Source organism: Marinoscillum luteum (assembly GCF_044005705.1).
GTDB lineage: Bacteria > Bacteroidota > Bacteroidia > Cytophagales > Cyclobacteriaceae > Marinoscillum > Marinoscillum luteum.
The window spans coordinates 80,018-94,527 of record NZ_JBIPKE010000008.1 but is presented as its reverse complement, the minus strand read 5'-3'; the positions used below and the strand labels follow the sequence as shown (position 1 = coordinate 94,527).

11 protein-coding genes are annotated in these 14,510 nt (G+C 46.5%); 1 reads left to right on the top strand and 10 read right to left on the bottom strand.

Annotation, left to right across the window (positions count from 1 at the left end; translation table 11 throughout):
• Nucleotides 1–38: 38 nt before the first annotated feature.
• Nucleotides 39–2,945 carry a PD-(D/E)XK nuclease family protein gene (locus tag ACHKAR_RS01285; RefSeq protein WP_395415845.1) on the bottom strand — a complete coding sequence of 969 codons (2,907 nt, stop codon included), beginning with the start codon at nucleotides 2,943–2,945 and terminating at the stop codon, nucleotides 39–41.
• Entirely contained in the window at nucleotides 2,942–6,121 is a 3,180-nt protein-coding gene (locus ACHKAR_RS01280) for a UvrD-helicase domain-containing protein (RefSeq protein ID WP_395415844.1), read from the bottom strand. Before ACHKAR_RS01280 ends, ACHKAR_RS01285 begins: the two co-directional genes overlap by 4 nt.
• A gap of 181 nt (nucleotides 6,122–6,302) precedes the next feature.
• Between ACHKAR_RS01280 and ACHKAR_RS01275 the strand changes: the two genes are divergently transcribed.
• Nucleotides 6,303–6,665 carry a TonB family protein gene (locus ACHKAR_RS01275; RefSeq protein WP_395415843.1) on the top strand — a complete coding sequence of 121 codons (363 nt, stop codon included), beginning with the start codon at nucleotides 6,303–6,305 and terminating at the stop codon, nucleotides 6,663–6,665.
• Here ACHKAR_RS01275 and argH read toward each other — a convergent pair.
• Genes argH through ACHKAR_RS01235 form a run of 8 tightly spaced genes read right to left on the bottom strand, consistent with a single transcriptional unit; the run spans nucleotide 6,662 to nucleotide 14,368 of the window.
• Nucleotides 6,662–7,993 carry an argininosuccinate lyase gene (argH, locus tag ACHKAR_RS01270; RefSeq protein ID WP_395415842.1) on the bottom strand — a complete coding sequence of 444 codons (1,332 nt, stop codon included), beginning with the start codon at nucleotides 7,991–7,993 and terminating at the stop codon, nucleotides 6,662–6,664. The two genes, ACHKAR_RS01275 and argH, sit on opposite strands and share 4 nt — an antisense overlap.
• A 5-nt stretch (nucleotides 7,994–7,998) precedes the next feature.
• Complete coding sequence (locus tag ACHKAR_RS01265; RefSeq protein ID WP_395415841.1) at nucleotides 7,999–9,087, bottom strand: M20 family metallo-hydrolase; 1,089 nt, start codon at nucleotides 9,085–9,087, stop codon at nucleotides 7,999–8,001.
• Complete coding sequence (gene argB / locus ACHKAR_RS01260; protein ID WP_395415840.1) at nucleotides 9,065–9,841, bottom strand: acetylglutamate kinase; 777 nt, start codon at nucleotides 9,839–9,841, stop codon at nucleotides 9,065–9,067. Before argB ends, ACHKAR_RS01265 begins: the two co-directional genes overlap by 23 nt.
• A gap of 3 nt (nucleotides 9,842–9,844) precedes the next feature.
• A complete protein-coding gene (locus ACHKAR_RS01255; protein WP_395415839.1) occupies nucleotides 9,845–10,789 on the bottom strand; it encodes an N-acetylornithine carbamoyltransferase in 945 nt (314 codons plus the stop codon).
• A 1-nt stretch (nucleotide 10,790) separates the two neighbouring features.
• Nucleotides 10,791–11,594: a pyrroline-5-carboxylate reductase gene (gene proC / locus ACHKAR_RS01250; RefSeq protein WP_395415838.1), complete on the bottom strand. Its 804-nt coding sequence runs from the start codon at nucleotides 11,592–11,594 to the stop codon at nucleotides 10,791–10,793.
• 2 nt (nucleotides 11,595–11,596) lie between these two features.
• The gene (argC, locus tag ACHKAR_RS01245; protein ID WP_395415837.1) at nucleotides 11,597–12,568 is read right to left on the bottom strand and encodes an N-acetyl-gamma-glutamyl-phosphate reductase; all 972 of its coding nucleotides are present in this window, start codon (nucleotides 12,566–12,568) and stop codon (nucleotides 11,597–11,599) included.
• Nucleotides 12,561–13,757: an argininosuccinate synthase gene (gene argG / locus ACHKAR_RS01240; RefSeq protein WP_395415836.1), complete on the bottom strand. Its 1,197-nt coding sequence runs from the start codon at nucleotides 13,755–13,757 to the stop codon at nucleotides 12,561–12,563. Before argG ends, argC begins: the two co-directional genes overlap by 8 nt.
• The gene (locus tag ACHKAR_RS01235) at nucleotides 13,754–14,368 is read right to left on the bottom strand and encodes a GNAT family N-acetyltransferase (protein ID WP_159584687.1); all 615 of its coding nucleotides are present in this window, start codon (nucleotides 14,366–14,368) and stop codon (nucleotides 13,754–13,756) included. The genes argG and ACHKAR_RS01235 overlap by 4 nt, the downstream gene beginning before the upstream one ends.
• Nucleotides 14,369–14,510: the final 142 nt, after the last annotated feature.

Below are 14,510 nucleotides of genomic sequence, written 5' to 3'. Positions count from 1 at the left end.
TCCGAACGTACACAACCGCTTTAATCAATCGGGTTTCATTACCTCCCGCAAATTTCCCGGTACGGGCAGAATCCGCATTTCTTGTGATCTGTGGTCTGATCAAAAGGTTGCTCCGCACTATACATCTCCGTGAGCACTTCACTCAATACCTGCTCAAACTCGGACTCATATTGATCAAAGTTAGAAACCCCTGTCTTCTGCTGGTTATCAAAAACTTTCCATTCAAAATCTTTGCTGAAAAGGTCGCGACTATTGAAAATACCCGGCTCTATCAGCTCATAGTCCCCGGTATATTTCTGCTTAAATAGGTAGCTGTAAAAAAGCACCTGAAAAACGGCTTTCTTGCGGTTTTTGTCCTCACGATCTACCAGAGATTGCACTGTGGTGAAGACCTTTTCGTCCCGGCCAGTCTTATAATCTATCACTCGCACCTTGCCTTCTTTGATGTCCAGCCTATCGATGATCCCTTTGAGTTTTATATGCCTGGTCTTACCTCCGGTCTCCACCGGAAAATCAATGGAGTAGCCATCCCGACTATCGGCCTCTAGCCCCAGAATGCGATATGGAGCGTACTGCTTGTCGTATTCAAGTATTTTATGAATGAATTTGGTGAGAATATCTGCCGCTATGACTGACCGGCCTTCCAGCTGAAATTTCTTTTCATTCTTAATGCCATAGTGTTTGATAAACGCCTTATTGATGGCTCCCCGCACCCCTTCTCGAATCCAAAAAAGATCCTCCGGATATACGACATCACGCTTTTCACGCTTGATAAACTCCTTGTAAAGTAGTTCCATACTGTCGTGCAGAATGTTCCCAAACACCATGGGGTCCATCTCCTCCTGCACCACATCAGGTTCGTAGAGGCGTTCCACATATTTGAAGTAAAACTTCAGCCTGCAATCCAAGTAGGTATTGATGGCACTGGGTGTGAATGCCGATGGTCTGGTTTCACGATCGCCTTCAAAACCCTCGAGATAACGTTCCATTTTACCCAGAATGACCTCATTTTTTTGAATCAAAATGGGTTTAGGCGCTTCGGTTTTTATGGGGCTAGCCAGTATGCGCTTGTGGATCGTAAATTTCGATTCTACTTCAAGCTGCTGCACCAGCCGGCTCAGTTCTCCATTCACGTTGAATTCGGCCACCGTATTGTAAAAGAAGTGGACATGACTGGCTCGCTGCAACAGTCGGTAAAAAAGATAAGCGTAAATAGCATCCTGATGATCAAAAACCGGGAGATTGAAGGCCTTTCGGATATTGTAGGGAATAAAAGACCCACGCCGGGGAGCCGCAGGCCAGCTGTCCTCATTCATATTGAGAATAAAGACATGGTCGAAATCGAGATTTCGGGTCTCCAGGATACCCATCACCTGCAGTCCATTCAATGGTTCGCCGGTAAAAGGAATTTTCAATGTTCGTGCCAGCCTTCGGAATAACTTGATGAGAAAATCATAGCTCAGGCCCTGAGACCGTTCTCCCATCATCTCATGTAGCTGACTTACATGCAGGTAAAACCTACTGATAAACTCCAGTTCAAGGTCATGACTCTTGTCTTTCCAAGTGGCGTAAAGCTCCTTCAAAATAGAAAGGAGGTATTCAAAGGCATTCTCTGGTTTTTGGAAAATCAGGGTAAAAATGGGATGTTCTAAGACAATCTCCTCCTGATACAGGGTGATCCTGTTTCGGCTCCTGATTTCACGCACCAGTTTTTTGATGGGCTCCTCTTCCAGCACATAAAGGAGCGGGTGCTCCAGCAGCTCAATCAATGGTTTGTAGTAAAAAGACGTACTATTGATCAGGTTGTCCTTTCGCATGTTTTGAAGCAATAGCACACTCTCCAGCAGGCTGTAAACCGGCGTATCTTTCAAAGGATAACCCATGGTAATATTCACCTTATCAATCTCATCCGGGATGGCATGCAAGGTGGGGAAGAGCATGTGCTCCTTTGGGAGCACCACCACCGCGCGTTGCGGATCAAAAGATGGGGAAGCAGCCAGTTCTTTCAAAGTCTCCGCCAAGGCTTTGGTTTGACCCACCTCCAGAGACACCCCCGTGGCATCCATATACTTTTCGGTTTCGAATCGCTTCGGCAAATCCTTCGGAAAGGTCTTTCCCAGCACACTGTCACTGCTATAATCCCGCAAGAAAAAACCGGCTTCCTGCCGGGCGTTACTGAAGTAATAGTCATCCAGGTCCCAAATTACCTGTGCATTCTCTTCCTGCACAAAGTGCTTGATGATCTTCTCTTCTGTATGGGTGAGGGCATTGAATCCTGCGAAATACACCTTTCGGCCTGTACGCAATTGGGTTTCAGACAGGTGCTCCGTGATCTCTCTGTAGATCATTCCTCCATAGGCCTCCCCTCGCTTGCGCAAAGTGGCTTTGAACTCCGTGTAGATGGGCAGCAGGATTTTCCAGGTCTCCAGAAAGGCTTCCTGACTCTTGGTGGTCTTGGGTAAAAAGCTGGACCAAAAACTTTGAATGATGCGTTTGTCCTCCTCATCCAAAAAGTAAAACTCCTCATCCAGCTCCTTCTGAGACTTGATGCTGGTAAAAAGCTGCTCCGGATTGACCAGATACTGATCGATCTCCTCAAAATCCCGAAGGATCATCTCGCCCCAAAAGAAGAACTGATCAAAGGTCTCCTCATTTTTCTGATGGGTTTTGTACACCTCAAACAGCACAAAAATAGCCTCCAGGGTCTCTATGGATCTGGCGGTGCTGAACCGCCCCACAAAATCCTGCATGCTAGCCACCTCCGGCATCCAAATAGGCTTGGTGATGAATGCAGACAGCGACTGACGAAAAAACAATCCTGCCCGTCTGTTTGGGAATACTACAGTCACCTGATCAAGTTTCCCATCATTCTCCCTGAGAATCCGGTCGGCCAGCTCTGAGATAAAAGTGGGTGACGCACGCTTCTTTTCCTGATCCATTTTCATACCGGTTCCACACTTAAATCACTCAAATAAACCAAATAACCCCGCACACCAGGGTACTCCATTTCCTTCAAAATACGAATGTACTCTGCCACCTGACTTTTGTCCTTGCTCCGCTTGGTTCCGGTTTTAAAATCTATCACAATGGTTTCTTTCTCTGATCTATTGATCCGGTCTATTCGCTTAAAATCCCCTCCGGGAAGTAATATGGGCACCTCATTGGCTACCATCCATTGAGGGTCAAACCAGTCTGCGAGCTCAGGGTGCGAAATAATGGTTTTCAGCTGCTCGTAATCCGAATGCTCAACATACTGATCCAAATCACTGGAATAGTGAATCTTGCTGAGCACCTCGTGCATTCTGATCCCCTGCAAAGTTGCATCCACAAAAACCGCCTCGCTAAGCTCGGCGGATCCTTTGATTTGTACGCTCACCTTGCCCCGCCACGGGGTGGAAAGGTATTCGGTCAGACCAAACTCCAGGGTGGACTGACGCACATTTTCCTTACCTGGGATTTCTCCTATGTGGTAGGCAGTTGCAGACTCATCCCAACCTTCAGTGTCACTCAGCAATGGGTGCATCAAATCATAGGTGCTCCCGAACTTCGCCTTGGGTTTCGGCAATTTAGCAAAGCCAATGAGCACCTCTATCGGTCTGGTAAAAGCCACGTAGAGAAGGTTCAAATTGTCCAGATAGGCCTTTAACTTTTCCTGATAGTACGCCTCGGCCCAGTAGGTATTGGCGAGCTTGGAGCTATACTTTAGGGGTATCACAGGCAGCCTGTTAAATGGAGCATCAGCCAAAGCACCCTCACACCATAAAATATTGTCTTTGGTACCATCATGGTCAAACCCCCATCCTAAAAACGGCAAAATCACCACAGGAAACTCCAGGCCCTTAGCTTTATGGATCGTCAGGATTTTTATGGCGTTGTTGTCATTAGAGATTTGGATGGCCCGTTCTTTTCGCACCTCTTCCCACCATTCCAGAAATGAAGGGATGTCCCCGCGTTCATTTTTGGAATAATCCAGAACCGCATCTTGAAAACCCTGTAAATAAGTGAACTCCTGCTTGAATTTATTCAAATCGAAAATCCGCACGATACCCTCTACCAGCTCATAGAGCGGGAGCGTTTTCATGTATTCTTTGTGCTTGATAAACTCATTGGGTACAACCTCTTTCCATTCCCGATATGAGGCAAATATCCCACTCTCAGTAATCTCTTCCTGTGAAATGTACCTTCGGTACTCATAAAGCCACTCATTCAAAACGATGGTGTTTTTCTCGTCGTTCAGCCACTTGATGAGTGAAACAATAAACCTGACCAGATGGCTGGATGTGAGGTATAGAGCCTCACTACTCACCACATCATATTTCAAGTCGGGATCAGCCTCTTCTGAATTTCTGAATGCCAAAAATGCATCAGCCACCTTTCTGCCCTCGCTACTATATCTCGTCAGAATGGCCATATCCCTCAGTTCGTAGCCCTTTCTCTGCAGATCTTCTGCATAGCGAATAGTCCTGGCGATGGCTTCATCTGCCCATTTTTCATCATCCCCGGTATCATCGTCAGAGATAAACTCAAGGTTCACACTGCCCTGGGGCACAGCTTCTTCTTTTGAGCCCTTTTGAGCCACATCAGAGAAGGTATCAAATACCTCACTCACACGGTCAGCAACCCTTTGCTTCAATACAGGATCCAGTACATTACCTGTCTGATTGAAAAAATGATCTTTGGAAAAATCTCTGGCTGACTCAAAAAAGAAATTATTGAAGTCAATTATTCGCTGATCACTCCGCCAGTTGGTATCCAGATTATGCGCTTCTACATGATAGTCGCCAATATCGTCTTTTAGCCTGTTTTGAAGCAACTCCCATTCACCTCCTCTGAAGCGGTAAATGGATTGCTTTACATCCCCAACCACCATACTAAAATTACCTTCATCGGTGGTATTCTTCACCAGCGGCATAAAGTTTTCCCATTGAAAAGCAGAGGTATCCTGAAACTCATCGATGAGGTAATGACTATAGTTGGAACCCACCTTTTCATAGATATATGGGGTATCACTATCGCTAATAATCTGATGAAGAAAATCCGGTAAATCTGCGATCAACATCACGTCATTCTCATCCCGGTAGTTCTGAATGTACTTATTGACCTGCGCCAGAATACCAAAGGTGAAGAGGTAACGCTGCACTTCCAGACTGGAGGCATAGCGAACAAAATGCTGATCTATATAATTGATCATTTGGCTGTACTTCGGCAGAATAAAGGACTCCAAATAATGATTCAGGTGTCCCTTCTTCAAGTTTGGCTTTGTGAGCCATGCCTCCAGGTTATCCATTGCCGCCCGCCTGGGATCACTTATGTCAAAAACCAGACCCTCAAGTTTTTCAAAAAGTCCAGCCGGACCTCTCACTCCTCCACTGAAATCCTTAATGGAGAGTCCCTCCTGCTCCAGGTATTCAGAGAATTCTCTACTAAACCTTTTGACCTGGTTTTCGAAACCAAATCTGATCTCATTGAGCTCCTTTTTTAACTTATCAAAATACCCCGGAGTTTCACTGAGCTTCAAAACCGCCGCTGAATGCTTTTTGAATTCGTCTTTCAGTATCTCTCCGGAAAGCGCCGTAATGTCTCTTCTAAAATCCCAGGATTTTCCATCTTCCACCTTCAACTCCGCAAACTCAGTGAGCCAGCTCCGTAGCTGCTTCTTATCCGCCTCGCCTATTTCCTGAAGCATCTTGTCGATCACCCTCTCCAGGACTGTTTTCTGATCCAGATCTATGGTGAACGTTCCCTGAAGGCCCATCTCCCTGGCAAAGGATCGGATTACCTGATTGAAGAAACTGTCAATGGTGACAATACTAAACCGGCCATACTGGTGCAGGATATCGCTCAACGTGGCAGAAGCACGCTTTTGGAGTTCGCCTTTGCTAATCCCCAGATCGGCACAGAGATCGGCTTCCATGGGGTGAGCCTCTCCTGCGGCAAGGGTCTTGAGGATGGCCACGATCCGATTCTTCATCTCCTCGGTGGCTTTGTTGGTAAAGGTCACACCGAGAATGTGTCGGAAAGCGGCTGGGCGTCCGAGTGCGATGGTCAGATAAGATCTGGCCAAGGTGAAAGTTTTACCTGATCCGGCTCCTGACCGGTAAATATGGAATGGTTTTGACATGGACTTTTAAAGATAGCAAAGGGGTGGTCTTGATCGCTCCTGAAGAAGAAAATTAGTCGTCAAATAGCGAACATGACGCGCACTCCTCTTTCCCAAAAACTTAATGTTACGTAATTGTTAATTAATTAATATTTGATTAACATTACCATATCAATTAAGTAATACATCAATTTATAATCACATGAAAAAATACATATTTTTCCTTGCTCTATTAACAGTTGCAGTACTAGCTTTTGCCACCTCTGATTCTAATCTATCCCTACAGGCAAAGGCCATTAATCTGGACGAAGTGGCGGAAAGTATCAAGTACCCTACAATGAGCAACGAAAGTGGCATTGAAGGCACCGTGATTATGTATCTGGAGATTGACGCTGAAGGTAATATTTCAAATACCACAGCACTTGCATACCCATGTAGCAAGCTAAAAGAAACGGTTGAGCTAGCCCTCAACGACCTGAAATTCGAACCCGCAAGGAACATTGAAGGCGAGGCAGTAGCCAGCACCTTGCGAATTCCGTTCGACTTTCAGCTAAAGATAGACTAAGCAGTCAGACTGCTAAAACACCCACCTATGTGGATGAAAGGGAACTTGCTTAGTTCCCTTTTTATTTTTTCGGCCACCTGATCATTCGCCAGATTACCCACGCTGCCCAGGTGAGTATGTTTTATCTCCCTGTCTGGCCGATAGGTACCCTCTTCTACCCGCTTACCCACTTCCTTATAAGCATCCCTAAAGGGCATTCCGTCCAGTACCAGCTGATTGACCAGCTCTACCGTGAACAGGTAATCATACCTGCTGTCATTGATCACGTCTGGGTTTACCTTCACCTGACTGAGCGAAAAATCCACAATATCCAGGCACTGCTTCAGGGTCTGGATGCCAGGAAACAAGTGTTCTTTTAGTTGCTGAAGATCGCGGTGATAACCACTCGGAAGATTGCTGAGAATAAGGTTCAGTTCATTGGGCAAACTTAGCAGCTGATTGCACCGTCCCCTTACCAATTCGAATACGTCCGGATTCTTCTTATGCGGCATAATACTTGAACCAGTGGTCAGCTCATCCGGAAAGGACAAAAAACCAAAATTTTGGCCCGCATACAAACAGACATCCATGGCTAATTTACTCAGGGTAGCAGCCACTGAGGCCATCGCTGTGGCCAATGCCACTTCTGATTTACCTCTGGTCATTTGCGCATACACCACATTGTAGTTAGGCTCCTCAAAGCCAAGCAACGCTGTGGTTTTCACTCTATCAATTGGAAAAGAGGAACCATACCCGGCGGCAGAACCGAGTGGGTTCTTATTGGCAACATCAAAAGCTGCCCTCAAAGCTATGAGATCATCAGAAAGGCTCTCGGCATAAGCCCCCAACCATAATCCAATAGAAGAAGGCATAGCCACCTGCATATGAGTATACCCCGGGATAAGAACATCCTTATACCGTTCACTTTGACTCAGGAGTGTATCTGAAAGCAATTTTACCAGCCCTACTATCTCCTCAATTTCACCTCTGAAATACATTTTAAGGTCCACCAGCACCTGATCATTTCTGGATCGGCCACTGTGGATTTTTTTACCCACCTCTCCCAGTTTCTTGGTAAGCAAAAACTCCACCTGAGAATGGATATCTTCCATGCCCGGATCAATAGTGAGCTCACCTGCCCTGGCCAGTTGGTAAAGTTGCTTCAACTCCGCACTTAGAACTTTCAATTCCTCCCCGGTAAGCAGCCCGATGCTCTCCAACATCTCTATGTGCGCCAATGATCCCAAAATATCATAGGGTGCCAGGAGTAAATCGAGCTCCTGATCATTTCCAATAGTAAATGCCTCAACTCTCTTGTTGACGTCTGTAGACTTCTGCCAAAGTTTCATTGATATTAATTTGATTTAAAAAGCTTATTGAGCAGCATGAGGTATCCCATGATGCCTTCTTTGATCTCCTCGACGAAAATATACTCATCGGGCATATGTGAGCGGTTGGAGTCTCCCGGACCAATCTTAACCGTTGGAAAGGGCATCAATGCCTGATCTGACATGGTAGGCGAACCAAAAAACTTCGTGTCCAGTGCCTCAGCAGCCTTCACGATCTCATGGTCTTTGGTGATTCCGGAGGGTTGTAGGCGTGTAGAGCGCTCCTGCACCTCACAATTCACCTGTGCCCGGATCAGTTCCAGGGTTTCTTCATTGCTGTAGGCATCAGTGGTGCGCACGTCCACCACAAAATGACAGGTATCCGGCACCACATTGTGTTGAGTGCCTGAGGATATCATGGTCACCGACATCTTGATCGGTCCCAAAGTCTCTGAAGTTTTTGGAAACTGGTAGTTACGAAACCATTCGATATCCTTCATAGCCAAATAAATGGCATTTTCGCCCTCATCGCGAGCGGCATGTCCGGCCACCCCCCTGGCGTAGCAATCGAGTACCATGAGCCCCTTTTCGTGAATGGCCATGTCCATTTCGGTAGGCTCCCCCACTATTCCAAAGCTGATTTCTCCTAATTCTCTCAGGATACTTTTGATTCCGCCCGGTCCTGAAATTTCCTCTTCGGCGGTAGCCGCCAGAATCAGATTGTACTTCAGGTCCTTTTGCGTATAAAAATACATGAAGGTCATGATCAGTGACACCAGTGCTCCTCCAGCATCATTGCTCCCAAGTCCAAAAAGCTTTCCATCCTCCTCAGAGGGATAAAAAGGGTCTCTTGTGTATCCGGCGTTGGGTTTGACGGTATCGTGGTGCGAGTTCAGTAATACCGTAGGTTTAGCATCATCAAAGTCCTGATTCTTCACCCACACGTTATTACCCTTTCTCTCTGTAGGGACTTCCTGCTCCTCGAAATATCGTTGAATCAGATCAGCGGTTTTGTCTTCCTCCCTGCTGATGCTCTGTGTAGAAATGAGCTGCTTAAGCAAGTCCACAGCCTCACTATGGAGCTGATCCGTGTTATATTTGAAGGAGGCTGCCATGGTTTGAGTTTATTTGATCGTATTTACAGATTCTCACACCCTTCACTCCGCTGTGCAGAGCTTTGAATGAATTCTCTAATTTAGGAATCATCCCGCTATGAATAGCGCCGGATTCTTTCATTTCGATAAAAAAAGATTCTTTAAATGGATTGATCAAAGACTCAGGATCGTTCACATCGGCCAGCACCCCATCCAGTTCAAAAGTGAGGGCCAGGTTGACTTCAAAAAACTCCGCCATGGCCAGTGCAATGGTGCCGGCAATGGTATCTGCATTGGTATTGAGAATGTGCCCGGCGCCATCGTGGGTTAGCGGTGCAATTACCGGCACACCTCCGGCTTCAATCATTTTGGTAAGAAAGTCTGCATTAACTTCCACGGGATCACCCACCCAACCATAATCCACTCCATTGGTAACGGGCCGCTTGACCGACCTGATGATGGATCCGTCTGCTCCTGTCAGCCCAATGGCATTGACTCCCAAACTTTGGAGCTTGGCGGTCATTTGCTTATTTACAAGACCTCCATACACCATGGTCACCAAATCTACGGTGGCATCGTCCGTCACGCGACGGCCTTCCACCATTATGGCTTCCATGCCCAGTCGCTCACCTATTTCGGTCGCTATTCTTCCTCCTCCATGCACGAGAATCTTGGGGCCTTTGAGTGCTACGAACCCATCCAAAAAAGCCTGTTGCTTTTCAGGGTCTTCGATCACCGCGCCACCTATTTTGATGACATTGAGTGGTTGTTTCATATTCTATAGGTTTTCCAACATTTCTTTGAGGACAGCCTGTGCACTAAACACTCGATTGGCCGCCTGGTGGATCACGATGGCACTTTTAGAATCGAGCACCTCATCGGCGATCACCACATTTCTTCGCACAGGCAGGCAGTGCATCACCCGTGCTTGATTCGTATTGGCCAGCTTGGACTGATCAATCATCCATTTAGGATAATTGCCCACCTCGCCGTAGTTCTTATAGGATGACCAGTTTTTGACATACACAAAATCTGCACCCTCAAAAGCCTCTTCCTGATCGTAATAGATTTTGGCTCCTTTTGTAAACTGATCTGACAATTCAAATCCCTTGGGCTGCACAATAGAAAAATCAACATCAGCGTGAGTCATCCACTGCGAAAAGGAGTTGGACACCGCCTGAGGCAGGGCATTGATGTGTGGCGCCCATGACAAAACCACCTTCGGTTTAGGTGATTTTTTGAACTCAGAAATAGTCACCAAATCAGCAAAAGACTGCAAAGGATGCAGTGTGGCCGACTCCAGGCTAATAATAGGCACGCCGGAATGCTGGATAAATGCTTTTATGATCTTCTCACCATAGTCAGTCTTTCGGTCTCGCAATGCCGGAAAGGAACGCACCCCCAGAATATCACAATACTGCCCCAACACAGCGGCCGCTTCACGAATGTGCTCAGCCTTGCCACCATCCATGACCACTCCATCTTCTATTTCTATCTGCCACGAATCCTGGGTCACATTCATCACCATGGTGTTCATCCCCAGATTGGCAGCCGCTTTTTGAGTACTCATTCTGGTTCTCAGGCTGGAGTTGAAAAACAAGAGCCCAAGTGTTCTGTTTTCACCCAGATGCTTATGCGCAAAGGGGGATTTCTTCAGAGCAAGTGCCTTTTGCACAAACCCATCGAGATCTTTTACATCATTTACAGAAGTAAAATGTCGCATGCTATTTAATGTTTTTGATTTTTTCGTAAGACACCATTAAGCCTTTTATCAAGGCAGAGCTCAGTCCCTGGTGTTCCATTTCATTCAGTCCGGCGATCGTGCAGCCTTCCGGAGTGGTTACCTTGTCAATCTCCACCTCGGGGTGCTGACCATTTTCCAATATCAGGGATGCAGCGCCTTTGGCGGTCTGCACAGCGATCATCTGTGCATCTTCAGAATGAAAACCCATCTGCACACCACCCTGAGTGGCTGCTCGAAGGTAACGCATAAAGAAAGCAATGCCACTCGCACCAAGTACTGTAGCAGCCTGCATCAGCTTTTCTTCTATGATGAGGGTCTTCCCAAGCGCATTAAAAATCTTCTGCACAGCCAACGCATCGTCCTTGCTATCCTCAGAGCAAATACACGTCATAGACTCTCCTATGGCAATGGCCGTATTGGGCATAGCCCGAACCACCGGCACTTCTACATTCAAATGACTCTTGATCTCTGCAATAGAAACCCCGGTGATGACCGAAACCAAAAGATGATCTTTGGTCAGTCCCGGATTGATCTGCTCCAGAAGTCTGGGCAACTGCTTGGGCTGAACACACAGCAAAACCATCTTGGCTTGCTTGACTGCTTCCAGGTTGTTACTGGACACCTGAAACCCCTTAGCCTTCAGATAGCCCACATGATCGAGGTTACGACGTGTTAAACATATCTGCCCAGCCTCCTTTAGTTGCTCCTCCACTATTCCCTGAGCGATGGCAATCCCCAGATTACCTGCCCCTAGTATGGCAATATTGCTATCCGTTAATTCCATTTTTAAAATCCGGTTGGTTTAAGATTGAGGCCTGCGGTTTCTTCCAGCCCAAAAATCAGATTCATATTTTGAACAGCCTGGCCGGATGCACCCTTGAGCAGGTTATCGATCATCGAAATCGCCAAAAGCTTGTTGCCTTCCTTCTTCAGATAAACCACTGCCTTGTTGGTATTCACCACCATTTTCAGGTCAGGGTTTCTATTGGTCACATGGGTGAACGGCTGATCCTTATAAAATGCCTCATAAAGGGCGTAGGCTTCAGCCTCAGAGGCATCCGTGTCAAAATAAGATGTAGCAATTATTCCTCTTGTGAAATTACCTCGAAAAGGGATAAAGTTCACCACATGACTCTTCCCTGCCAATTGTGTCAGACTCTCACCGATCTCATCCAAATGCTGATGGGTGAAGGCCTTGTAGAGACTCATGTTTTGATTTCTCCAGGAGAAATGAGAGGTAGGTGACAAAGACTGCCCGGCACCTGTAGAGCCGGTGATCCCTGTGGTATGAATTTCAGATTGGATTATTCCAGCTTGAGCCGCAGGCAAAAGCCCCACTTGAATACAGGTAGCAAAGCAACCGGGATTAGCGATCATGGTTGCCTTTGGGATTGCCGGCCCATTAAGTTCCGGAAGGCCATAGACAAAACCGTCAGCATCAGCCTTTAGTCTGAAATCATTACTCAAGTCAATAATTTTGACCGAATCAGGCGCTGGATTGCCCGCTAGAAACACCCTCGACTCTCCGTGTCCTTTACACAAAAAGAGCACGTCAAGGTTTTGATAGTCCAAATGGGCACTGAAAACCAGATTGGTGTCCCCAATCAGATCTGTATGTATTTCAGTGACCTTTTTCCCGACCTGGCTCTCACTTTGGGCGCAGACCACCTCCGCATTTGGGTGATGAACTAATAATCTCATCAGCTCACCGGCAGTATAGCCGGCTGCTCCATAAATTCCTACTCTGATTTTACTCATCCGTCTGGTGGACTTTGTGATAGATCATGTTTTGGTTTCCGAAGATCTTAGAAAAACCCTTCACATCTTCTCCTGACCATGAATTATTCATTTCTCCATACTTACCAAAACTGGATTGCATCAGGTCATGCTCAGAGGTAATACCGACCACATAGAACCGATAAGGTGCCAGGTGCACCTTTACTGTTCCGGTCACGTACTTTTGGGTACTGTCGTAAAACGATTCAATATCACGCATGACAGGATCAAGGTAGTGTCCTTCATGTAGCAGATTGCCATAAGTCAATGACAACTGATCCTTCATCAAAAGCTGGTTTTTAGTCAACACGTGCTTCTCGAGCGTATGGTGTGCCCTAATAAGGATGACCGGGGCGGCGGCTTCAAAGCCTACTCTCCCCTTGATGCCAATAATAGTGTCCCCCACATGAACATCCCTCCCCAGCGCATAGGCACTTGCGATGGTATTGAGCTGCTCAATACATTGCACCGGCGTAAGGGACTTGCCGTTCAGACCGACAGGTTCTCCTCCTTCAAAAGAAATCTCCACCACTTCTTCACCAGTCTTTTTCAACTGACTCGGGAAAGCTGCTTCCGCAAGAAACTGATCAGAGGTTAAAGTCTCCTTGCCGCCAACAGACGTACCCCAAAGACCCTGATTCACCGAATACAAGGACTTTTCCCAGTTGCCACTCACTCCGTGATCAATCAGGTATTGTATTTCCTCTTCTCTCGAAAGTCGTTTGTCACGGATTGGGGTTATGATCTCCTTTTCAGGACATAGAATATTGAAGATCATATCAAAACGTACCTGATCATTACCAGCTCCGGTGCTTCCATGAGCAATGGCATCCACTCCCAGCTTAATGGCCTCCTTGGCAATGGCGGTAGCCTGAAAAACCCGCTCAGCACTCACTGACAATGGGTATGTGTTATTCTTCAACACATTTCCTGCAATGAGGTATTTGATGGCCTTTTGATAAAACTCTTCGGTTACGTCCACATTGGAATGAGATTCACTCCCCAATGATCTGGAGCGTTCCTCCAGCTTATCCAACTCTTCTTTTGTAAATCCACCGGTATTGACGGTGACAGTGTATACTTGGTATCCCAGTTCTTTGAGGTAGAGTGAGCAATAAGTAGTGTCCAATCCACCACTAAAAGCCAACAATACCTTTTTCTGATCACTCATTTAATCTGTACTTTTTGTTTCCACATCATTAATTTCTCCTGCACCTTTTTACTGCGCTGCTTCCATTTACGCTTTTTCTCCTCAGGATCATAGAGCATACCTGTGCACAGGCAGTGCTGATGATTTTTCCGGGTGAGAATATCATAATTCACACAGCTACTACAGCCTTTCCAGAACGCTTCATCGTCGGTCAGCTCAGAAAAAGCAACCGGTCGGTAACCCAGATCCGAATTGATTTTCATGACAGCCATGCTGGTAGTGAGGCCGAACAGCTTGGCATCCGGGTATTTTTCTCTGGAAAGTTTGAAGGCCCTTGCCTTGATGGCCTGAGCCAGCCCATTATTCCTATAATCTGGATTGACAATGAGCCCAGAATTGGCCACATATTTTCCATGTCCCCATGTTTCAATGTAGCAAAAACCGGCAAGCTTACCCGATTTGGTCAGGGCAATTACCGACTTACCATCAGCCAGCTTTCCCTGAACATACTCAGTAGATCTTCTGGCTATGCCAGTACCTCTTTTTTCGGCACTGTCAGCAATCATATCGCAGATTTGCTCAGCGTAATGTATATGTGATGCATCGGCGACCGATACAACAAATTTGTCCATTTTAATAAAGAATAGGTGAATAAAGAATTTTAGCGAGGGGCAGGTCACTGCGTAAGTGTCCTATATAAACATATCAGGCAGAGCGCCTGGGAGACATTAGCCTCGGGGTAGAGTAAGACGATATGTGTATATAAGTTTTCAA